A 21,245-nucleotide genomic window follows, 5' to 3' on the forward strand; every position below is an offset into this window, starting at 1 on the left:
GCTTGGTCAGTCGCCGAACGGGTCGACGGGGGTGCCGTGTTCGGTGATGACGGATTTCGTCCGGAGGAACTCGGCGACCGCCTCGACGCCGTTCTCCCGGCCCAGACCGGACTGCTTGTAGCCACCGAACGGCACGCTCCAGTGCAGCATCCGGTAGGTGTTCACCCAGACCACGCCCGCCTCCAGCCGCCGGGCCACCCGGTGGGCGCGTGCCGCGTCACGGGTCCAGAAACCCGCGGCCAGGCCGTACTCGACGGAGTTGGCGAGCTCGACCGCCTCGTCCTCGGTGTCGAAGGGATGCACCGTGACGACCGGGCCGAAGACCTCCTCCCGGCAGACCGCGAGGTCGGGCGCGGCATCGGCCAGGACGGTCGGCTCGTACCAGAAGCCCGCCTCGGCGGGGGCGGCGACCGTGGCCCGCTTCCCACCGGTGACGGCCCGCGCGCCCTTCGCGAGGGCGTCGTCCACGTATCCTTCGATCCGTTCCAGAGCCGCCGCCGAGGCCACCGGTCCGACATGGGTACGCGGATCGCGGGGGTCGCCGACCCGTAGCCGCCCGACCGCATCCCCGTACCTGCGGAGGAACTCCTCGTACACCTCCCGCTGGACGAGGAGGCGGGAGCCCGCGACACAGGTCTGACCGGCCGCGGAGAAGGCTCCCTGCCGGGCCGCGACGACGGCGGCGTCGAGGTCTCCGTCGGCGAAGACGATGTGCGCGGACTTGCCGCCGGCCTCGCAGACGTAGCGCTTCATCCGCTCGGCCGCGCGCGCCCCGAGCGTCCGGGCGACAGCGGTGCTGCCGGTGAAGGTGACCATGGCGACGTCGGGGTGCTCGGTGAGGCGGCGGCCCTCGTCGGCGCCGCCGATGACGACGCCGATCACCCCGGGCGGGAACCCCGCCTCCAGGGCCAGTTCGGCCAGGCGCACCGAGGAGGCCGGGGCGTGCGGCGGCGGCTTGAGGATCACGGTGTTGCCGGCGGCCAGCGCCGGGGCGAGCTTCCAGGAGCCCAGCGAGAGCGCGCCGTTGAAGGGGGTGAGCGCGGCGACGACGCCCAGCGGTTCCTGGGCGATCAGCGCCCTCGCCGTGCCGCTGAGCGGACGTGAGACGTCCTCCATGGTCTCCGCCACGGCCGCGAAGTAGCGGTACCAGCGGGCCAGCGCGCCGACCTCGCCCCGGGTGGCGGTGAGAGGTTTCCCGTTGGCCCGGGTCTCCAGCAGCGCGAGTTCCTCGGTGTGCGCGACCAGCACATCGCCGAGCCGGTAGAGCAGGTCCGCGCGGGCGTGGGCGGGAAGCGCGCCCCAGGACGGGGCGAGGAAGGCGGTGCGGGCCGCGTCGACGGCGGCGTCCACGGCCTCCGGGTCCTGGTGCGCACGGGCCCAGACCTCCCCGGTGGCCGGGTCGGTCAGCGGTACCGCCGTGCCGGCCGGCGCGCGCCGCGCCCCGCCCGTGTGGGAGGTGTAGTCCTCCGTGGCCGGCGCACTGCCGGGAGCGTTCTCGGAGGTGTTGCCGGAAGTGTTCATGGAGCGGTGGTCCTTTCCGAGGACGGAGGTTCCGAGGGAGGGGTCTGCGGGGACGGGGGCCCCGGGGGAAGGCTGTCGCCGGCGAGCGCGGCCCGTACCTCGGGGGCGTCGGCGTGATGGCAGGCCAGGGTGTGTCCGGTCGCCCCGGCGGCGACGGTCGGCGGCGGCGCGCCCTCGCGGCAGACATCGGTGGCGAAGGGGCAGGAGCGCTGGAAGCGGCAGCCGGGCAGCGGGTCGGACGGGTCCGGGGGCTCCGCCCTGGTGCGGATCTCGCCCCGGAGGCCGGGGGCCCGGGGATCGGGCACGGGCACGGCCGCGAGCAGCGCGTGGGTGTAGGGGTGACGGGGCGCGGAGAACACCTCGTCGCAGGGGCCGCTCTCCATGATCAGGCCGCCGTACATGACGATGACGTGGTCCGAGATGTGCCGCACCACGCTCATGTCGTGGGAGATGAACAGGAAGCTGACGTCCTGTTCGCGGCGGAGGTCCTTGAGGAGATTGACGATCTGACCCTGGATGCTGACGTCGAGCGCGGAGACGATCTCGTCGCAGACGATGAAGCGGGGCTCGACCGCCAGGGCACGGGCGATGGCCGCGCGCTGGCGCTGGCCGCCGGAGAGCTCATGGGGATAGCGGTCGGCCAGCTCCGTGCGGAGGCCCACCTGCGCGAGGAGTTCCTCGACCCGCTCCCCGGTCTTCTCGCGGGGCGTCGTCCGGTGAACGGTGATGACCTCGCGGATCATCGCCCTGATGGTCATCCGCGGGTTGAGACTGGCGTACGGGTCCTGGTAGACGATCTGGGCGAGCCGGGGCAGCGCCCCCGCGCGGCGGATCTCGTCCAGGGGCCGGCCGTGGACGCTGACCCGGCCCGAGGTGATGGGCGAGAGGCCGACCAGGGCCCGCCCGGTGGTGGTCTTACCGCTGCCGCTCTCGCCGACGATGGTGACGATGCTTCGGGCGGGCACGGTGAAGGAGACCCCGTCCACGGCGTGCGCGGTACCGGTGACCCTGCGCAGCACCCCGGTACGGAGGGGGAAGTGGACGCGGAGGTCGGTGACGGCGACGGCGTCGGTGTCGTGGTCGGTGCCGGGTGGTTCGGCGGTGGCGGGAGGCAGGGCGTCGGCGGCGTTCATGTGCGCTCTTCTCGGTGGTCCGCCCCGACGAGGACCGGTGCGGTGTAGGGGCAGCGGACGAGGTGGCCGGGGGCGGTGGGGGAGAGGGGGAGGAGTTCCGGCACGGAGTCCTCGCAGGTCGCGCGGGCGACGGTGCACCTGGGTCGGAAGGCGCAGCCGGGCGGCGGCGCGGCGGGGTCGGGCGGGAAGCCGGGGATGGCGGGCAGACGCTCGACCTGTTCGCGGTCCATCCGGGGAATGGACTCCATCAGCGCCCTGGTGTACGGGTGGCTCGGACGGTCGAAGAGTGCGGTGGTGGGGGCCGTCTCCACGATCCGGCCCGCGTACATCACCGCGATCCGGTCGGTGACCCCGGCGACGACCCCGAGGTCGTGGGTGATGAGGACGAGAGCCATCCGGAGGTCCTTGCGGAGCCGGTCGATGAGCTGGAGCACCTGGGACTGGATGGTGACGTCGAGGGCGGTGGTCGGCTCGTCGGCGATCAGGACCTGGGGTTCGCGGCTGATGGCCATGGCGATCAGAACGCGCTGGCGCATGCCGCCGGACAGTTCGTGGGGGTAGCTGCGGAGCCGTTCGCGGGCGGCGGGGAGTCCGACGAGGTCCAGGAGTTCGGCGCACCGCGAGGCGGCCGCCCGCCGGCTGAACCCGTCGTAGTGAATGAGGGGTTCGGCCATCTGCCGGCCGATGGTCATGGCCGGGTTGAGCGCGGAGAGCGCGTCTTGGGAGACGAGCCCGATGCCGGAGCCCCGGACGGTACGCATCTGCCGAGGGGTGAGCGCGGTCAGGTCCTTGCCGTCGAAGGTCACCCGGCCGGAGATCTCGACGCCCGCGGGGGCGAGCATCCGCAGGACCGCCAGCATGGTCTGGCTCTTGCCGCAGCCGGACTCGCCGACGACGCCGAGCGACTCGCCGGCGGCGACGCCGAACGAGACGTCGCGCACGGTTTCCACAGGGGCTTCGTCGCCCGGGTCCTGGCCGCGGTAGGCGACCTTGAGGTGTTCGACTTCCAGTACGGTCACGGTGACGTCTCCCTCTAAGCCAGTTTGATCTTCGGGTTGAAGTACGCCTGGAGCACGTCGACCAGAAAGTTGATCAGCACGAACGCGATGGCGATCACGAGGATCCCGCCCTGTACGAGGGGGATGTCCCGGGCGGAGATGGCCTGGTGGAGGGCGAGGCCGATGCCAGGCCAGGAGAACACCGTCTCGGTGAGCACCGCACCGCTGAGCAGGAAGCCCGCCTGCAGGCCGATCACCGTGATGACGGACGGCATGGCGTTGGGGAGCACATGGCGCACGATCACCCGGAACTCGCCGACCCCGCGTGAGCGGGCGGTGCGGACGTAGTCGTTGCCGATGACCTCCAGCACCGAGGAACGGGTCATCCGGGCGATGACCGCCAGCGACCACGCGGCGAGGGTGATCACCGGCAGCACCATGTGGGCCGCCACGTCGAGGGCCCCGCCGCCGCCGATGGAGGTCATCCCGGTGGCGGGAAGCATCCTCAGCTGGAGCGAGAAGACGATGATGAGCACCAGCCCGAACCAGAACGACGGTACGGAGTTGAAGAACAGCACGCCGACGGTGAGGCCCCGGTCCCGGGGCGAGCCGGGCTTCTGCGCGGCCCAGGTGCCGATGGCGACGCCCACGACCGCCGCGAGGACGATCGCGGTGCCCGACAGCAGCAGGGTGTTGAGCAGCCGGTCGGAGAGGACTTCGGAGACCGGCCGGCCGAAGGAGAGCGAGCGGCCCAGATCGCCGTTGAACAGACTGCCGAGGTAGGTGAAGTAGCGGGAGACGGCCGGTTGGTCCAGGCCGAGGTCCTCGCGGAGCGCCTGGCGGTCGGCCTCGGAGGCGGTGGGGCCGAGCAGGGCGCTCGCCTGGTCGCCGGGGATGATCTGGCCGAGGCCGAAGGTGGCGATGGTCACCCCGAGGACGACCGGGAGCATGTGCAGCGCGCGGCGCAGCGTGAAGGTCAGCATGGCGAATCTCCAGGGCTGTTCATGACCGGCTCCACCGGGCCCGCAGGGTGCGTTCGCTGCCGCGCACGGCCCGGGACTTGCGGCTGCGCGGGTCGAGACGGTCGCGGATGCCGTCCCCGAGCAGGTTGAACCCGACGGCGAGTACGACGATCGCGAGGCCGGGGATGGTGGCGACGTGCGGCGCGGTCACCAGCAGGGCGCGCCCGCCGCTGAGCATCTGACCCCAGTCGGGGGCGGGCGGCTGCGCGCCCAGTCCGAGGAAGGCGAGGCTGGAGCTGAGGATGACGTTGCGGCCGGTCTGGAGGGTGGCGAAGACGACCACACCGCCGAGCAGGTTCGGGGTGATGTGGCGGAACGCGATGCGCGGATGGCTGTAGCCGAGGGCGCCGGCGGCCTCCACGTACTGTTCCTGGCGCAGGGCGATGACATTGCCGCGGACGATCCGGCCGAACTCGGGGACGGTGACCACCACCATGGCGATGACCATCGAGGTGATGCCGGGGCCGAGAGCGACCCCGATGCCGAGGGCCAGCAGGATCCCGGGGAAGGAGAACATCACGTCGAAGACGCGCATCAGGGTGCTGTCGAGCCAGCCGCCGACATAGCCGGAGAGCAGTCCGAGGCAGCCGCCGATGGCGAGCGCCACCAGGGTCGGAACCACGGCGACCAGCAGGGCGAGCCGGGTGCCGTACATCAGCCGGCTGAGGATGTCGCGGCCGACCTCGTCGGTGCCGAGGAGGTGGCCGCCGCTGAAGGGGGCGAGCCCGATGGACGAGGGGTTGGTGGCGAGCGGGTCGTCCGGGGCGATCAGGGGCGCGAGGAGCGCGACGAGGATCGTGGCGGCGACGATGGTGCCGCCGATGAGGGCGGTGGCGTTGCCGGAGCCCAGCAGAGCGCGGAGGCGGGTGCGCCGTCGAGGGGGCGCGGCCCGCACGTCGGCGGGGCGGGGTGGTGCCGCAGTGGCCTTCATGGCTGTGGTCTCCTCACCGGCGGCGGATGGTGGTGTAGTCGATGTAGACGGACGCGGCGGGCACGACCCCGTCGACCTTCCTGCTCAGCAGGCGGGGCAGCCGGTCCTGGTAGAGGAACACCCAGGGCGCGTCGGCCGCGATGCCGTCGGCGGCTTCCCGGTAGAGCGCCGTTCGGCGGTCCGGGTCGGGCTCGCCCCTGGCACGGTCGAAGAGGGCGTCGACGTCCCGGTTGCGGTACCAGCCGCGGTTGACGCCGTTGGGCGGATGCAGCTCCCCGCTGAACATCCGCTCCAGGAAGTCGGCGGCGTCGGCTCCGGTGGTCCAACCGTTGAACGAGCCGTGGGTGGTGTTGTTGTAGCCGTTGCCCTCCTCGGCGACGAGCGAGGCGAACTCCATGTACTGGGTGTCCAGGCGGACGCCGACCGCTTTGAGGTCCTGCTGGATGAGCGACATGATCTCGGTGGCCTGGGAGAAGCCGGGGCCGCTGTCGGGCGCGAGCATCCGCAGCCGTACGGGGGTGGGCACCCCGCTCTCACGGATGAGCCGGCGGGCCTCATCGGGGTCGTAGGAGTCCGCGGCGGCCCCGGGGCCCTGCCGGTACGCCTCGTTGCCCCGGGGCAGCGGTCCGGTGGACGGGGCGACCTGTTGGCCGGTGAGCGTGGCGATCGCCCGGCGGTCGACGGCGTGGTTGAGCGCCCGCCGGAAGACGGCGTTGTCGGTGGGGGCGATGCGGGTGTTGAGGCGGATGAAGTACTGGTTGGCGGGTTCCGGGTACTGCACGGTCATGGTGCCGCCGTCGGCGAGCTGCTGGACCTGCTGGGCCCCGGCGCTGAGGATCGCGTCCACCTCGCCGGTCTGCGCGGCGATGGCGAGCGTGGTGGGGTCGGTGACGGACTCCACGATGATGGAGGGGGTCCTGGGGGCTCCGCCCCAGTAGGCGGCGTTCCGCTTCAGCGTGATGCGCTTGCCGCGATCGGCGGACTGCTGGGTGAAGGGGCCGGTGCCGACGGGGTTCAGGCCGATGTCGTCGGGCCGGTGGGCGCGGAGCGCCTGGGGGCTGATGATCGACATCCGGCGGTCGGTGAGCATCCGGGGGAGGCCGGCGTACGGCTCGGTGAGTCCGAGGACCACCGTGTGCGGGTCGCGGACGTCGACCTTCTTGATCCAGCGGGTCAGGAACTTCATGTTCCCGGCGGCCGTCGGGTCGTGGAAGGCGGAGTTCTCGTCCATGATCCGGTCGAAGTTGGCTTTCACGGCGGCGGCGTCGAAGGGCGAGCCGTCGGCGAAGTCGACCCCCTCGCGGAGCTTGAGGGTGTAGGTCCGCGCGTCCGGTGAGGCCTGCCAGGATTCGGCGAGCGCGGGCCGGAGTTCGGGGGCCTGCGCGGTCTCGGTGCCGAGGTCCTCACGGATCAGAGGATCGAAGAGGGCGTCGATGACCCGGAGCACCGGGGTGCCGGAGGCGCGGTGCGGATCCAGGGTGGGGATCTCTCCCTCCGCGCCGATGATCAGGGTCCGCTCGTCGCGGCCGAAGGACGGGTTGGCGCTGCAGCCGGTGAGCAGGACGCCCACGACGGCCAGACAGCCCGCCGTCCGGCGAAGTGTTCCTGTGCGGGGGCGCTGCGGCCCACCGCGGCGCGAAAGCCTCATGCTTGTCGCCTTTGCTCGTGGTGAAGGTCGTGGAGCACCGCTGTGGCCGTGTTCCTGCCGGGTGTTCCGGTGATGTAGCCGCCGGGCCAGGTCCCGGCGCCACTGACGTAGAAGCCCTGGAGCGGAGTGCGGTAGCCGGCGACCTCGGGGTGCGGGCGGGCCCCGAAGAGATTGCCCGGCAGCATGTCCCCGTGCGTGATGTTGCTTTCCGGCAGACCCAGTTCGCTCTCGATCTCGACCGGGTTCATGAACCGGTGATCGATGACGCGGTCGGCGAGACCCGGCATCAGCCGGGAGAGTTCCTCGACACACCGGCGTCCGAAGCGCTCCGTGCGCTCGGCGTCCCACGGCCCGTCGTGCGGCCGGTAGGGGGCGTGCCAGGCGTTGACACTGATGAGGTGGGTGCCTCCCGGGGTGAGGCCGGGAGAGGTGAGGGTCGGTATCAGCCCCCACATCAGGGGCTGTTCGCTCGCGTGGCCCCGCAACGCCCCTGAGATCGACTCCTCGATCTGTCCGAGCGAGGAGCCCACCCGGAACTGGCAGGCCCGCACCTGCTCGGGGTCCGCGTCCTCGGGGAGCCCCGCGTAGGCGGGCAGCGAGTCCACCTCCAGAACGACCTTGAACGCCGATCCGCGCATCGCCGTACCCGTGACCTCCGCCCGGATCTCGGGGCCCATCGCCGCATCGTCCAGCAGATCGCGGAAGAGGTGCACCGGGTTGACCGCCGACACCACCCGGTCCGCGGTGAACTCCTCGCCGGACGCGGTGACCACGCCCCGGGCCCTGCCGCCCCCGTGCAGGATCCGTACCACCGGGGAGCCGGTGCGCAGGGTGACGCCGTGGGCGCGGCAGCAGTCCTCCAACGCGTCCACGATCGCGCTCATCGACCCGACCGGAAGACCGGTGGAGCCGCGGAGCGCGACCCGCTCGGCGGCGTCGCCGGAGTGGGGTGCGCCCGCCGCGGCCAGAGCGAACGGGCGCATCATCAGTCCGACAGCGCTGCCGGGCGTCGAGGGCGGTACGAGCTGGGCGTTCAGCGCCAGCAGGGCGAGCAGCGCCTTGGCCTGGTCCGACGCGAGACGCTCGTCGAGCAGCCCGGTGAGGCTGCCGTCGAAGACGGCGGTGAAGAGCTTGCGCTCCTCCGGGTCGGCCAGCCGCTCCCGGAGGTCGCGGAGCGCCGGCGGGGGACCGTCGAGGGACACCCGCAGGCTCGCGCCGAGCCGTTCCAGACCGCTGATCAGCTCCCGGTAGCGGCCGGCCTCACCGGGCGCGAAGGCGTCAAGCTGCCGGTCGACGCGGGCGGGGTCGCGCCAGCCCAGGAAGCACCGGCCGTCGAACTGCTGGACCACGGTCGGGTCGGCCCGGACGAACCGGAGACCGTGCTCGGCGAGCCGGAGTTCACTGACGACCGCCGGATTCAGCGACCCGGGCGAGTTGGTGAAGGCCAGGCTGCGGCCGGGCAGGAACTCGTATCCTCCGCAGGGCCCGCCGAGGCGCTGCCGGGATTCGACCACGGCGACGCGCAGCCCCGCCCGGCCCAGATAGGCGGCTGTCACCAGCCCGTTGTGCCCGCCCCCGACCACCACGACGTCAAACCGGTTCATGCCCACCGCTCCTCTCCGCATCCACGCCGTCGTCCCCGCGGCTCTCAGTTCCGGGGATCGGCCGCGAAGCCGGCGTCGAACATGCGCAGCCAGTTGCCGCCGGCGATCCGCTCGACCTCGCTCTCGCTGAACCCGCGCTTGCGCAGGTGCTCCAGGACGGTCGCGTAACCGCTGCCCGCGGCGAACCATTCGGGGAACTCGACCGGTCCGGAGATGGGGACCATGGGCTTACGGCTCCAGCGCCCCTGCCGCCACCAGTGGAGTTCTTCGTCGCCCTGGCCGGCGTAGTAGTCGGAGCCGAGCCCGACGTGGTCGACGCCGATGAGGTCAACGGTGTAGGCGACCATGTCGCAGAATTCGTCGATGGTGCAGTCGACACCGCTGGGAGCGATTCTCGGGTACATGCTCAGGCCCACGACGCCGCCGGACTCGGCCGCCTTCTTGAGGACCGTGTTGGATTTGTTGCGGATAGCCAGCTCGACGTTCTCGCCCACGAACGCCCGGGGGTTGGCGTGCGTGATCGCCACGGGGCGTTCGGATGCCTCCAGGGCCTCCAGGGAGGTGCGCTCGTTGCAGTGGGAGACATCGATGAGCATGCCCACCCGGTTCATCTCCCTGATCAGGTTGATCCCATAGGTGCGGGAGAGACCGGCGTCATCGCTCTCCCAGCAGCCCGCGCCGGCGGAGTTCTGGGTGTTGTACGTGAGTTGGCAGATCCGGACCCCGGCCTGGTGGAAGGCTCCGACCAGGTCGAGGTCGTCCTCGAAGGGGCTGCTGTTCTGGAAACCGAGGATGACGGCGGTACGGCCGCCGTTCCCGGCCGCGCGGACGTCGTCGGCGGTACGGCCCTCCGCGAGGAGGTCGGAGTTCTCCGCGAGCAGCCGCTGCCAGCGGCCGACCTCGCGCATGGTTTCGGTGGAGTCCTCCCAGATGGCGACGGTGGCGTGGACGCCGGCTATTCCGGCGGCGTGCCACTCCTCGAAACGCTCGCGGGCGGGCTTGACGAACTGCAATGCGTCTACCAGCACGTGCTTTCCTCTTCGCAGGTGAGCCACGCGGTCCGGGCGAGGTGACGGCCCGGCCGGGCGACTCGATGGGGACGATGGGGTGCGGTGGGCGGTGCCACCGCCGTGCGGTGGTGCGGTCGGTCCGGTGTCAGACCTCGCGGCCGAGGCGGCCGAGCTGGGGGATCTCGTCGCGGAGGCCCAGAGTGCGCAGGGCGCTCCAGAGGGATGCCTGATTGCTCGTCACCACCGGGCGGCCGGTGTCCATTTCGAGGTAGGGCAGGATCTCGAAGGTCCGGTAGGTGCCGCAGGAAATCAGCAGCGCGTCGGCGTCGGGGGCGGCCTTGTGCAGCCGGCGCCCGAGCCGGTAGGCGCTGTCCGCGTCGTGGACGCTCGCCTCGTACGGGTCGGTCATCTGGAGCCCCTCCATCACGGGCACCTCGAAGCCGACGGCCGTGAGGTACGCGCGCAGCGCCTCGTTGACCTCGTCGGTGTAGATGCTGCCGACGGCGACGGAGGTGGCGCCGACGGCGCGCAGGGCGTCGACGGTCGCCTGCATCATGGTGATCGCCGGGATCCCGGTCTCGGCCTTGATCTCGTCCGTGACCTTCTCGTCGGTGCCGGGGCCCGGGATGAAGGTGCCGGGCGCGCCGCACTGCACGATCAGGTCCACCTTCGCGGTGGCGAGTTGCCGGGAGGCGTCGAGCACCTGGCTCATCATTTCGCGCAGGCCCTCGGCGTCGACGCGGGGAACGATGGTCCGGGCGTCGGCGAAGGCCACTCCGGTGGGCGCGACCGAGCGCCACTCCTCCGCGCCTTCGATCGCGGTCGCCGGGCGGATCTGTCCGATTCGTGCACGCCAGCCGAGCATCATAGGGCATTTCTCCTGAAATGAGCTGTAGATACGGAAAGGGTGAGGCGTAGAGCGGGCCCGCAGTGGCTTGAAATGGTGCATGGATTCTTGCTGTGCGAACGTCGCCCGTACAGCGGCAAAGGTCCCGCTTTCCTGGCGGTCAGCCGAGGTCGGCGGTCTCGTGGAGCAATCTGGGACAGTGGACCAGATTGTTTGGGACAATGTACCTACACGTTTTGGTCAGGTCAATGGGTAGGTTTTTGGCTCGAAGAAGCGCCGCCGGACGGGCGGTGGGCGCGGCGGGGGCGGGCCTCCCCATGGGTGTGCGCGGGGTTGCATGGGCCTGCGGGGACGAGGAACTGAGAGGGCCCGCGCCGGACGATTCCCGTCAGCCGTCAGCCGTCAGCCGTCAGCCGTCAGCCGTCAGCCGTCAGCCGTCAGCCGTCAGCCGTCAGCCGTCAGCCGTCAGTTGTCAGACCGGCGGGCGGTACGCGGGTGGAACGGCTGGGCGCGGTGGCGCCTGGACCGGGACCGCTCTCGGCCGGACGCGTCCCGTGTCCCGCGTCGGGCGGGCCGGCTCGGCACAGGAGCCGGCCGTCGCACGGCCCTGCCGGCGGGAGGTCGTCACCGCCCGGCTTGCCGCGGAAACACGCGGGAGTGTGCGGATCAGGCCGGCTGGCGCCAGCGGATGGCGATCTGGGCCGCGGCCGACTGGAGGAGCGGGACCAGGTCGGCCATTCGCTGGTCCGCGAGCCGTGCCTCGGGGCCGTAGATGCTCAGTGCCGCGGTGACGGTGCCCTGGGTCGCGATGGGTACGGCCACCCCGCACCCCCCCGTGATCCACTCGCCGCGACTGAAGGCGTAGCCCCGGTCGCGGGCGGCGGCGACCCGGTCGACGATCTCCGTCGCGTCCGTCGCGCCGGTCGCGGAAACGTGCTCGCCCACCAGGTGCTCCAGATGAGCCTCGGGCAGCATCGACAGCAGTACGCGGCCCGTCGCGCCGGAGAAGAGGGAGTAGGGGCGGCCGACCCCCGTGATGAGACGGAGCGGCTGGGAACTCTCCACCTCGTACACGGTCACCCGCCGCCCGTCCACCACGGCCGAGACGCACGCGGTCTCTCCTGTCGCGGCGGCGATGCGGGCCGTCGCCTCGGAGGCGGCGCTCACCAGGTCGCTGTTGGCGGCGTGTCGCCAGGCGAGGGTGAGCGCGGCCGGCCCGATCACGTACTTGCGGGAGTTCTCGTCGACGACGGCGAGTCCGACGCGCTCCAGCGAGGCGAGGATCCGCTGGGTGGAGCTCTTGCTGATCTCCAGGTCCCGGCTCAGCTCACGCAGCCCGCGCGGCCGGTCGGCCTCGGCGATCGTCTTGAGCACCAGCAGGGCGTGGTCCACGATCTGCACCGTGCTCGGGGGCGACGTCCGCTTCGCGGTCGTGCCCGCCGCCGGCGCGTCGGGCGGCGAGGGGGTCTCCGTAGGCTCCGGCCCCTGTTCGTTCACCATCGGGCCGGTCCTCTCCCTGGGGAAGCAGGGCCCGGTGCGGAGTGCGCCCGCAGGACGGCCCCGGACCCTGTCCGCGCGTTGCATGAATGATCGCTTGCGATTATCACACAGTGGCCTCACCCCGTCATCCAAGGCGACACCCGCCGGTCGTCGCCGAGGTGAGCCGGCGGGAGGGCCGGTCGGTCGGGGCTCACCCCTGTGCGGCCCCTCTTCCGCGGGCACCGGCCGCGTGCCACCGGCGGTTCCCCGGACGGCCTACACCCGCTCGTGCCGAGGGACGCGCGGGGTGAGGCTGGCCCTGGCCGTGTCCTGCCGGGCGGGGTCTCCGGTCCGCTGCCCCGAGGGAGTTCGAGATGGTGCGGAACACCGACGCCAAGCCGGCCGAGCAGGCCGTCGCGCAGGCGAACGAGGCGGTACGGCGGAACTACCCCTTCAGCGACGGCCAGGATCTTGAGGACGCGCGGCGCGGCTTCATGGGTACGGCCGAGGATCATGTGATCCGTGACGCCGAGGGGCGCGCGGTGTGGGACCTGGGCGCCTACGGATTCCTCGATCAGGAGTGCCCCGACACGGCCAACCCGAGCCTGTGGCGGCAGAGCCGGCTCTGTTCCGACCACGGCCTGTTCGAGGTGACCGAGGGCATCTACCAGGTACGCGGCTTCGACCTGTCGAACATGACGATCGTCGAGGGCGAGCGCGGCATTCTGGTCGTCGACCCGCTGCTCTGCGCGGAGACGGCGGCCGCCGGCCTCGCCCTGTACCGGGGGCACCGCGGTGACCGGCCGGTCACCGGCGTCCTTTACACCCACAGCCACGCCGACCACTTCGGCGGAGTGCGGGGTGTCATCGGCGACGAGGACGTTGCGAACGGCGTACCGGTGTTCGCCCCGCACGGATTCCTGGAGCACGCCGTCAGCGAGAACGTCTACGCGGGCGCGGCCATGAACCGCCGTGCCGCCTACATGTACGGAGCCGCCCTGCCAAGGAGCGCGCGCGGGCAGATCGGAGCCGGCCTCGGCCAGACCCTCTCCACCGGCATGGTCGGCCTGATCGCCCCGACGGTGGACATCACCCGTTCCGGGCAGACGGAGAGGGTCGACGGCATCCGGATGGTCTTCCAGCTCACTCCCGGCACCGAGGCTCCGGCGGAGCTGAACATCCACTTCCCCGACCACGCGGCCCTGTGCATGGCGGAGAACGCCACCCACAACCTGCACAATCTGCTGACCCTGCGGGGCGCGGAGGTCCGTGACCCCAGGGTCTGGGCCCGGTACCTGACCGAAGCGATCGACCTCTTCGTCGACTCCTCCGACGTCGCCTTCGCCTCGCACCACTGGCCGGTCCGGGGCCGTGACCGCGTCCTGACGTTCCTGTCCGCACAGCGCGACCTCTACGCCTACCTGCACGACCAGACCCTGCGCATGCTCAACCAGGGGCTGACGGGACCGGAGATCGCGGAGGAGATCACAATGCCCCCGGCCCTGGAACGGGCCTGGCACACCCACGGCTACTACGGATCCGTCAGCCACAACACCAAGGCGATCTACCAGCGTTACCTGGGCTGGTTCGACGGAAACCCGGCACATCTGTGGGAGCACCCGCCCACCGAGGCGGCCCGGCGGTACGTGGAATTCATGGGCGGTGCGGACGAGGTGCTGAAGCGTGCCCGCCGGTCCTACGCCGAGGGCGACTTCCGCTGGGTGGTCCAGGTCGTCAACCATGTGATCTTCGCCGACCCGGACCACACCGCGGCACGGGACCTGCAGGCCGACGCGCTGGAACAGCTCGGATACGGCAGTGAGAACGGCACCTGGCGCAACTTCTACCTGATGGGCGCCCTGGAGTTGCGCCATGGATCCGTCGGCACCCCCACCTCCACCGTCGCACCGGACCTGCTGGCGGCCCTGACCATGGAGCAGCTCTGCGACTCCCTCGCCATCCGGGTGGACGGGCCGAGCAGTTGGGACGCGGACATCACCGTGCGCTGGCAGCTGTCCAACGGCGACCCGCTCACCATGCGGCTGCGCAACGGCGTCCTCACCCACGTCACCGGCACCGGCCCGGCGGCCGCCGACCCCGACCTCACGGTCGGCCTCGACGAGGCCACCCTGCGCGCGGTGCTGCTCGGCACCGTGTCGCCGGACGAACTGTCGGGACGGCCGGATGTGGAGATCGTCGGGGACCTCGCGCCCCTGACCGAACTCCTCGGCCATCTCGGCACCCCGGACCCCGACTTCGCCATCGTCACGCCCTAGCACACCGACCCGCCCGCGGCATCCGCGGAACCCGCGGTCCGAGGGTCACTGCCCTCGCTGGGCGGCCATGACGTGATCGCGAGCGCCTTCGACATGCGCGACGATCACGCGGCGCAGTGCTGCGGCGTCCCGGTCACGCAACGCGTCGACCATGCGCTGGTGCTCGTCGTCGATGCGCTGCAGGTCGTGGCCCGAGCGCACCCAGCGTCGGCTGTACGGCTCGACGAGATGCAGCAGTTGATCGACGAAGCGCAGCGTGAGCCGTCGTTCGGACAGGGCGTAGACGCGCCGGTGGAACTCGTAGTTGAGGGAGGCCCGGCCGGCGGCGTCGGCGCCCCGGCGGCACATCTCGTCGGCGATCTCCTGGAGTTCGTCGATGTCCCGGTCGCGGCAGCCGCGCACGATCTCGTCGGCCAGTCGCGGTTCCATCTGGAGGCGCAGTTCGAAGAGTTCGGCGATCTCGCCGTGGCTGAGCTCCGCCACGAGCATGCCGCGCTGCGGCTGAACCTCGATCAGGCCTTCGGCCGCCAGCGTGTGCAGGGCCTCGCGCAGCGGAATGCGGCTCACCTTCAGCTCGGTCGCGAGCTTTTCCTGCACCAGGCGGGTGCCTGGGAGCAGTCCACCGTCGCGGATGGACGTACGGAGCCGTTCGGCGATGACGGCGGCGCCGTTCCTCGTGCTGCTGGGGGTCCGGGCTGGTCGGGTCACCGTCTCACTCTATCTCTTGTGCACCGTCGCAGCGGCTGTATACATTCAGCCCACTCGCAGCGAATGTATACAGCCGCTGCGCTGTCTTGTTCGCGCCACCAGAGAGTCATCAGAGCCACCAGAGAGGCCGCCGGATGTCACGTGCCATAGATGTCGCCGTCATCGGAGGAGGGCTGCTCGGACTCGCCACGGCCCGGGCGCTGCTGCGTACCCGGCCCGGTCTGTCCGTCACGGTCCTGGAGAAGGAAGCGCGCTGGGGCGCCCATCAGTCCGGACACAACAGCAACGTCATCCACAGCGGCCTGTACTACGCGCCCGGCTCCCTCAAGGCCCGGCTGGCCCGGACCGGTGGCGAGGAGATGATCCGGTACTGCGAACAGCGCGACGTGCCCGTCAAGCGCACGGGAAAGCTCGTGGTGGCCACGTCCACGGCCCAGCTCCCCGGCCTGGAGGCGCTCGCGGAGCGCGGCCGGGCGAACGGCGTCACCGTGCAGCGGCTGAGCCGCGCGGAGTTCGCCGAGCGGGAACCGCATGTCGCCGGGGTGGCCGCTCTGGCGGTCGCCGACACCGCCATGACCGACTTCGGCCAGGTGTGCCGCGCACTGGCGGCCGAGCTGACCGGACTCGGCGCCGAGCTGCGCACCCGGTCACCTGCCCTCTCCTTCGCCGAGGCCGAGGGCCGGACCGTGATCCGCACACCCGGCGAGGAGATCCGCGCCCGGATCCTGGTCAACTGCGCGGGCCTGCACAGCGACAAGGTCGCGGCCGCGGTCGGCGACCGCCCGACGGTGCGGATCATGCCCTTCCGCGGCGAGTACGCCGAGATCAGGCCCGGCCGCCGGGGACTGGTCAACAACCCGGTGTACCCGGTGCCCGACCCCGAGCTGCCCTTTCTCGGCGTGCACATCACGCCCATGCTCGACGGCACGGTCCACGTGGGGCCCAACGCCGTGCCCGCGCTGGCCCGCCAGGGCTACCGCTGGCGCGACGTCGACCCCCGCATGGTGGGAGAGCTGCTGCGGGACCCCGCCCTGCGCGGTCTCGCGCGACGCTTCTGGCGGCACGGGGCCACCGAGATCAGCCGGTCGCTGATCTGGCCGCTGTTCGTCCGCGACGTCCGCCGCCTGCTCCCGGAGATCGAGAGCAGGGACATGCGGCGGCACGGAAGCGGCGTACGCGCCCAAGCGGTCACGGCGGACGGGCAACTGGTCGACGACTTCGTGATCAGCCGCACCCCGCGCGCCGTCCACGTGCTCAACGCGCCGTCGCCCGCGGCCACATCGAGTCTCCCCATCGGCAGCCGGATCGCGGCCGACGTCTTCGAGCAGCTCGGTCACGGGGAGTCGGCCCGGACCGCACGTGAAGAGTCCGCCGCCTGACCGCTCCACTCCCCGCTCTTCCCTCCCCCTCTCCCTGCCTCCTTCCTCCTATCCCATCCACCTCTCCTTCAACGGTGATCGAGGACAGCCCATGGCGAACGCCCCGTACAAAGAAGCGCAGGACCCCGGACCATCCGCCGCCACCGCCCGCCGCCGCGTGGCCACCGCCACCATCGTGGGCTCCGCGCTGGAGTGGTACGACTTCTATCTCTATGCCTCCATGGCCGCCCTGGTCTTCGGCAAGATCTTCTTCCCGCAGACCGACGGCGCGACCGGCACGATGGCTGCCTTCGCGACCTTCGCGGCCGGGTTCCTGGCCCGCCCGCTGGGCGGCATCCTGTTCGGGCACCTCGCGGACCGCATCGGCCGGCGGAACGTACTGATCATCACCTTCGTCCTGATGGGTGTCTCCACCGGACTGATCGGGCTGCTTCCCGCGTACGGGACCGCCGGAATCGCGGCCCCGATCGCCCTGGTGATCCTGCGCATCTTCCAGGGCCTCGGTGCCGGAGCCGAGTACAGCAGTGCGGCGGTCGTCGCCTATGAGCATGCCGACGAGAACCGGCGCGGCCGTCAGGGCGCCTGGCCGGCCCTGGGCCTCAACCTCGGGCTGCTGATGTCGTCGCTGACCGTCACGGTGCTGACGACCCTGGACGAGGAGGCGCTCCTGTCCTGGGGCTGGCGCATCCCGTTCGTCGCGAGCTTCGCCCTCGCCGGCGTGGGCCTGTGGGTGCGGCGCCGTGTGCCGGAGTCGCGCGACTTCCACGACAGCCAGAAGAAGCAGGAGCGGGACACCACCCCGCAGATGCCGTTCGTCACCCTGCTGCGCAAGGAGCGGCGCGGTCTGCTCGTGGTCCTGGCCGTCTCGTTGGGATACAACGCCCTCAGCTACATCTTCAAGACCTTCTCGCTGGCCTACCTCTCGGACTTCCAGGACGTCTCGGCCGGCGTCGGCGCCTTCGGGATCACCCTGGCCAGTGCCACCGCCCTCGTCACCGTGCCGCTCTTCGGCTGGGCCAGCGACCGCTTCGGCAGCCGCCGGGTGCTGGCGGCCGGCGGCGTCGCCTCGGCGCTCTTCGCCTTCCCGTTCTTCGTCCTGCTCGACACGGGAAACTCGATCCTGATCTGGCTGTGCCTGATCATCGCGACGGGCTTGCTGGCACCGGCCATGTTCGCCCCGCAAGGCTCTTTGCTCTCCCGCCAGTTCCCGGCGGACGTCCGGGTCAGCGGAGTCGGCACGGGACGGGAGGTCGGCGCCGCCCTCTCGGGCGGACTTGCCCCGCTGGCTGCCCTGGCCATCGTCGGGGCCAGCGCGACCCACGCCACCTGGGGCGTCTCCCTCCTCCTCGTCGCCGCAGCCGTCGTGGTCGTCGTCGGCGCCGCCTTCGACCGGGGAACCCCCTCGGCCTCCCCTCCCGTACGGCGGGACTCCGGAACCGAGCTGCCCCCGAGCCGGACACCGGACCGGGACGACGTCCGCGCGGGCCAGGCCCACTGAGGGCAGGGCCGGGGCGCGAGCCGCCCGGGACAAGGAATGCCCGAACGGGGCGGCCCGGACCGACCTCGGTCCGGGCCGCCCCGTTCAGGACCCCAGGACGCGGGCCTTCTCGGCGGCGAACTCCTCGTCGGTGAGGAGCCCCTGGGCCTTCAGGTCGGCGAGCTGGGTCAGCTGGGACACCCGGTCCGCGCCCGCCGGGGCCGGGGCCGGCGCCGGGGGAGGGGGCGCGGCTGCCGGCGCCTGCGGGGCCTGGGCGGCCGCCTGGCGCCGCATGTCATGACGCTCCACGCGGTTGGAGACCGCGGTGGCGGTGCCCGAGATGACCGCGGTGCGGGCGATGGTGCCCAGCAGGCCGGGCCGTCCGAATCGTTGAGGCATGACTGGCCGTCTCCTTCGTCTCTGTCGGTCAGTTGCCGTCGAGCGACGCGATCGCTTCGACGACGGCGTCCCGCGGAACGCGTTCCAGCATCACCAGCTCGCCCTCGGAACCCCGCACCGCTGCCGCAAGCCGCGCCGCCCAGGTGTTCTCCCAGGCCACGACGAGTGCGGAGGACCCGTCACCCAGGGAGTCGGACACCGTCCGCAGATCCTCGTCGCTGAGCAGGTCGAACTGGGCGTCCGTGACCTGGAGCAGTGTCTCCGCCACTCCCGGATCGGTGAGTTCCACGACCGTGACCGAGCTGTCCGACGCCTTCGAGACGAAGGCCAGATCGAGGATCCTGACCGTCTCGTTCTGCTGCAGTTCCCGCAGGGCGGGGACTACCTGGCCGTCGAACCGGTTGCCCTCGAAGGCAATGACGGCGACGTCAACCGGGCCGACCGTGTCGGCTTGGAGACCACTGGGCACGATCAGCCCGCCTTTCACGAAGCGTCATAACGGATTAACCATGACATCTTCCCGCGCCGGGGGCGAGGGGAGAGACCCCCCGCCGACCGGGAGCCGCGGGCACGCCGACGAGCATGCGGTGCCGGGGAGGGGGTCGGCCGTGTACGTCAGGCCGGAGCCGTGACCGTGCACTGGCTCTGGGTGGAGAGGCGCCGCAGGGCCGCCTCCGCGAGCAGGGCGACGGACGCGACGGCGATCAGCGGCTGCAGCGGCGCCCAGTAGCTCAGCGCGCCCGACGACCCGAGGAGGACGAGCACGAGCTTGTTGCACACGGGGCAGCCCACGGCGAAGAACGACAGCACGCCGCCGAGAGCACCCATCCGGCTGCCCCGGACGGTGTCGGAAGGCTGCGTGGACGGGGATGAGGCCGAGGGCGCGAGCGGGGTGGCGGCGGGCGGGCGGACGTACGTGCTCAGCACGAGGCCGGCCAGGACGGCGGTGAGGGCGAGGGCGGGATAGTTCCACCACTGCACGGGGACCGAGCGGCCGAACAGGGGGGTGGGCAGCACATCGGTGGGCACGCCGACGGCGACGGCCGTGGCCAGGGCGCCGAGCCCCGCCACCAGCCACTGCCTGGCCCGCCACATACGCAGCGTCGTGCCCGCCAGGCTCAAGGAGCGCTGGGAAGAGGACATGCGGAAATCTCCGTTTCCGGATGGAAGAGATCAAGGACGCGACCGCGAGGGCCGGCCTACATCCGCAGTACGGAGAAGGTGGTGACGGGATGAGGTGGCGCGGGGTCGCCGCGGCAGAACGAGGCGCCCGAACCGGTCGCCGGTGCGGTGCCGTCCGTCCAGCGGGGCGAACCGGACGCCGGACCGGCGCCCGCAGCGGTGTCGGAGCGCGGCGCGACGTCCTCGGCGGCCACCGGATTCTTGCCGCACGTAGCGGAGTCGTCGCCCGCCGAGGGCTGCGCGGCGGTAGCCGCCTGCGCTACGGACATCAGGTCGGACGGACCCACGTCCGGCGGCGCGGGCCGGTCGAGCAGACACAGCAGACCGACCACGGCCACCAGAAGCGCGAGCAGACCACGCAGCGCGGCGGTGGCCGCCACGGGGGTCGTCGCTCGCCTCATGTACGCCTGCTCTTTCCGGAAGGTCACCCCACGATAGAACACGGGAGCCGGGCGCCGGCCCCCGGCCTCGGGTGAGGGCCGGGGGTCGATGCCGAGAGCCGGAGCCGTGCCTCAGCCGAGCAGTTTCGCCTTCGCCCGCTCGTACTCCTCGGGGTTGAGCGCGCCCTTGTCCCTGAGGTCGGCGAGCTTCGCCAGATCGTTCACATGGTCGCTGCCGCCTGATCCGCCCTGGCTCGCCGCGGCTTCGCGTACGTAGGCGCGGAACGCCGCCTCCGAGTCCTTGGCCAGCTTCTCGTCGCGTTCGTGCATGCTGCGCCCGCGGGCGATCAGGTAGATCAGCACGCCCAGGTACGGCAGCAGGATGACGACGATCAGCCAGCCGGCCTTGGCCCAGCCGTTCAGCGAGTGATCCCGGAAGAGGTCGGTGACCACCTTGAACAGCAGGAAGAACCACATGACCCAGAGGAACAGGTACAGCATGGTCAGAAAGACGTCCAGGAGCGGGTAGTCGTCCATGGTCCTACTCCCTGTCGTGCGAATGGTCCCCTATTCATACAGTGAGTCCGGATTGTCCGCACCTGTAGGTCGGTAGGTCTGGAGGCCGGTACGTCTGGAGGCCGGTACGTCTGTACGTCTCCGGGGTGGGAGAGGTGCGTGAGCGCAGGAGCGGTGTGTCAGGCGCGGTTCTCGTCCGGGGCGATCCGCAGGACATGCGCGGGCGGGTGGGCGATGCCCAGCTCCGGCCGCCAGGCCGCGAGGATCTGTGCCGACGGGTCGAACAGCGGGGCCGGCAGCTCCTCGGGGGCGTCCATTGCCAGGCGCTGATCAGGTGCGGCTCGGTCACCTCCGGGACCCCGGAGGCGAGCCGCACGACGGCCGCCATGCTGACGCGGTTGATCCCGCCGATCACGTCGTGGACCATCGCGATGACGTCCACGGCCGCCTCGTCGACCACCAGGCCCGTCTCCTCGCGCAGCTCCCGGGCGCCCGCCGCGGCGATCGACTCGTGCGTCGCGTCGACCTTCCCGCCCGGCAGCTCCCACGTACCGCTGTGGTGCCGGCCCAGGAGTACGCGTCCCCGGACGTCCTCGACGATCACGCCGACTCCGAGGGCCGCCTGGGCGGAGGGCGGGCGGGTGTTGCGGGCGGGCTCGGCGATGCGGTCGGCTGACATGGTGCTGGTTCTCCGTTCTGCGGTGCCGGGTCCGGACCACCGTAACGAAGCGGCCC

General features: G+C 71.5%; 19 protein-coding genes and 1 pseudogene. 3 read left to right on the forward strand and 17 right to left on the reverse strand.

Annotated features, from left to right (window positions below; all coding sequences use genetic code 11):
• Window positions 1–6 precede the first annotated feature (6 nt).
• The 10 genes from PSQ21_RS32455 to PSQ21_RS32500 form a co-directional block, all read right to left on the reverse strand.
• Window positions 7–1,521, reverse strand: a complete 1,515-nt coding sequence (locus tag PSQ21_RS32455; RefSeq protein WP_274034933.1) for an aldehyde dehydrogenase — start codon at window positions 1,519–1,521, stop codon at window positions 7–9.
• On the reverse strand, window positions 1,518–2,654 hold the full coding sequence (locus PSQ21_RS32460) for an ABC transporter ATP-binding protein (protein WP_274034935.1): 1,137 nt from the start codon (window positions 2,652–2,654) through the stop codon (window positions 1,518–1,520). Before PSQ21_RS32460 ends, PSQ21_RS32455 begins: the two co-directional genes overlap by 4 nt.
• Window positions 2,651–3,673, reverse strand: a complete 1,023-nt coding sequence (locus tag PSQ21_RS32465; protein ID WP_274034936.1) for an ABC transporter ATP-binding protein — start codon at window positions 3,671–3,673, stop codon at window positions 2,651–2,653. Before PSQ21_RS32465 ends, PSQ21_RS32460 begins: the two co-directional genes overlap by 4 nt.
• 14 nt (window positions 3,674–3,687) lie before the next feature.
• Window positions 3,688–4,635, reverse strand: a complete 948-nt coding sequence (locus PSQ21_RS32470) for an ABC transporter permease (RefSeq protein WP_274034938.1) — start codon at window positions 4,633–4,635, stop codon at window positions 3,688–3,690.
• Window positions 4,636–4,654: 19 nt separating this feature from the next.
• The gene (locus PSQ21_RS32475) at window positions 4,655–5,605 is read right to left on the reverse strand and encodes an ABC transporter permease (RefSeq protein ID WP_274034940.1); all 951 of its coding nucleotides are present in this window, start codon (window positions 5,603–5,605) and stop codon (window positions 4,655–4,657) included.
• Between the two features lie 13 nt (window positions 5,606–5,618).
• Window positions 5,619–7,253, reverse strand: a complete 1,635-nt coding sequence (locus tag PSQ21_RS32480; protein WP_274034941.1) for an ABC transporter substrate-binding protein — start codon at window positions 7,251–7,253, stop codon at window positions 5,619–5,621.
• Window positions 7,250–8,857 (reverse strand): phytoene desaturase family protein, encoded by a 1,608-nt coding sequence (locus PSQ21_RS32485; RefSeq protein WP_274034942.1) that lies wholly within the window; start codon window positions 8,855–8,857, stop codon window positions 7,250–7,252. The genes PSQ21_RS32480 and PSQ21_RS32485 overlap by 4 nt, the downstream gene beginning before the upstream one ends.
• Window positions 8,858–8,901: 44 nt before the next feature.
• Window positions 8,902–9,885 (reverse strand): membrane dipeptidase, encoded by a 984-nt coding sequence (locus PSQ21_RS32490; RefSeq protein ID WP_274034944.1) that lies wholly within the window; start codon window positions 9,883–9,885, stop codon window positions 8,902–8,904.
• A gap of 127 nt (window positions 9,886–10,012) precedes the next feature.
• Window positions 10,013–10,735: a maleate cis-trans isomerase family protein gene (locus PSQ21_RS32495; protein WP_274034945.1), complete on the reverse strand. Its 723-nt coding sequence runs from the start codon at window positions 10,733–10,735 to the stop codon at window positions 10,013–10,015.
• A gap of 645 nt (window positions 10,736–11,380) precedes the next feature.
• Complete coding sequence (locus PSQ21_RS32500) at window positions 11,381–12,214, reverse strand: IclR family transcriptional regulator (protein ID WP_274034946.1); 834 nt, start codon at window positions 12,212–12,214, stop codon at window positions 11,381–11,383.
• A 353-nt stretch (window positions 12,215–12,567) separates the two neighbouring features.
• Between PSQ21_RS32500 and PSQ21_RS32505 the strand changes: the two genes are divergently transcribed.
• The gene (locus PSQ21_RS32505; protein WP_274034948.1) at window positions 12,568–14,469 is read left to right on the forward strand and encodes an alkyl/aryl-sulfatase; all 1,902 of its coding nucleotides are present in this window, start codon (window positions 12,568–12,570) and stop codon (window positions 14,467–14,469) included.
• A gap of 45 nt (window positions 14,470–14,514) precedes the next feature.
• On the opposite strand, the gene PSQ21_RS32510 is transcribed toward PSQ21_RS32505, so the two are convergent.
• Complete coding sequence (locus PSQ21_RS32510) at window positions 14,515–15,177, reverse strand: GntR family transcriptional regulator (RefSeq protein WP_274034949.1); 663 nt, start codon at window positions 15,175–15,177, stop codon at window positions 14,515–14,517.
• A gap of 134 nt (window positions 15,178–15,311) precedes the next feature.
• Between PSQ21_RS32510 and lhgO the strand changes: the two genes are divergently transcribed.
• Window positions 15,312–16,556 carry an L-2-hydroxyglutarate oxidase gene (gene lhgO / locus PSQ21_RS32515; RefSeq protein ID WP_274034950.1) on the forward strand — a complete coding sequence of 415 codons (1,245 nt, stop codon included), beginning with the start codon at window positions 15,312–15,314 and terminating at the stop codon, window positions 16,554–16,556.
• A 91-nt stretch (window positions 16,557–16,647) separates the two neighbouring features.
• On the forward strand, window positions 16,648–18,054 hold the full coding sequence (locus PSQ21_RS32520) for an MFS transporter (RefSeq protein ID WP_274034952.1): 1,407 nt from the start codon (window positions 16,648–16,650) through the stop codon (window positions 18,052–18,054).
• 84 nt (window positions 18,055–18,138) lie between these two features.
• Here the strand turns inward: PSQ21_RS32520 and PSQ21_RS32525 are convergent, their stop codons facing one another.
• The 6 genes and pseudogenes from PSQ21_RS32525 to PSQ21_RS32550 form a co-directional block, all read right to left on the reverse strand.
• Window positions 18,139–18,432, reverse strand: coding sequence for an SHOCT domain-containing protein (locus tag PSQ21_RS32525; RefSeq protein WP_274034953.1), 294 nt, complete (start codon window positions 18,430–18,432; stop codon window positions 18,139–18,141).
• Window positions 18,433–18,460: 28 nt separating this feature from the next.
• Complete coding sequence (locus PSQ21_RS32530; protein ID WP_274034955.1) at window positions 18,461–18,901, reverse strand: DUF6325 family protein; 441 nt, start codon at window positions 18,899–18,901, stop codon at window positions 18,461–18,463.
• A gap of 146 nt (window positions 18,902–19,047) precedes the next feature.
• The gene (locus PSQ21_RS32535; protein WP_274034957.1) at window positions 19,048–19,575 is read right to left on the reverse strand and encodes a hypothetical protein; all 528 of its coding nucleotides are present in this window, start codon (window positions 19,573–19,575) and stop codon (window positions 19,048–19,050) included.
• A gap of 56 nt (window positions 19,576–19,631) precedes the next feature.
• Window positions 19,632–20,015 carry a hypothetical protein gene (locus tag PSQ21_RS32540; protein WP_274034959.1) on the reverse strand — a complete coding sequence of 128 codons (384 nt, stop codon included), beginning with the start codon at window positions 20,013–20,015 and terminating at the stop codon, window positions 19,632–19,634.
• 111 nt (window positions 20,016–20,126) lie between these two features.
• A complete protein-coding gene (locus PSQ21_RS32545; RefSeq protein ID WP_274034960.1) occupies window positions 20,127–20,531 on the reverse strand; it encodes an SHOCT domain-containing protein in 405 nt (134 codons plus the stop codon).
• A gap of 158 nt (window positions 20,532–20,689) precedes the next feature.
• Window positions 20,690–21,189: pseudogene (locus PSQ21_RS32550) on the reverse strand (nucleotide triphosphate diphosphatase NUDT15).
• Window positions 21,190–21,245 lie beyond the last annotated feature (56 nt).

The sequence above is a fragment of the Streptomyces sp. MMBL 11-1 genome, assembly GCF_028622875.1.
GTDB lineage: Bacteria > Actinomycetota > Actinomycetes > Streptomycetales > Streptomycetaceae > Streptomyces.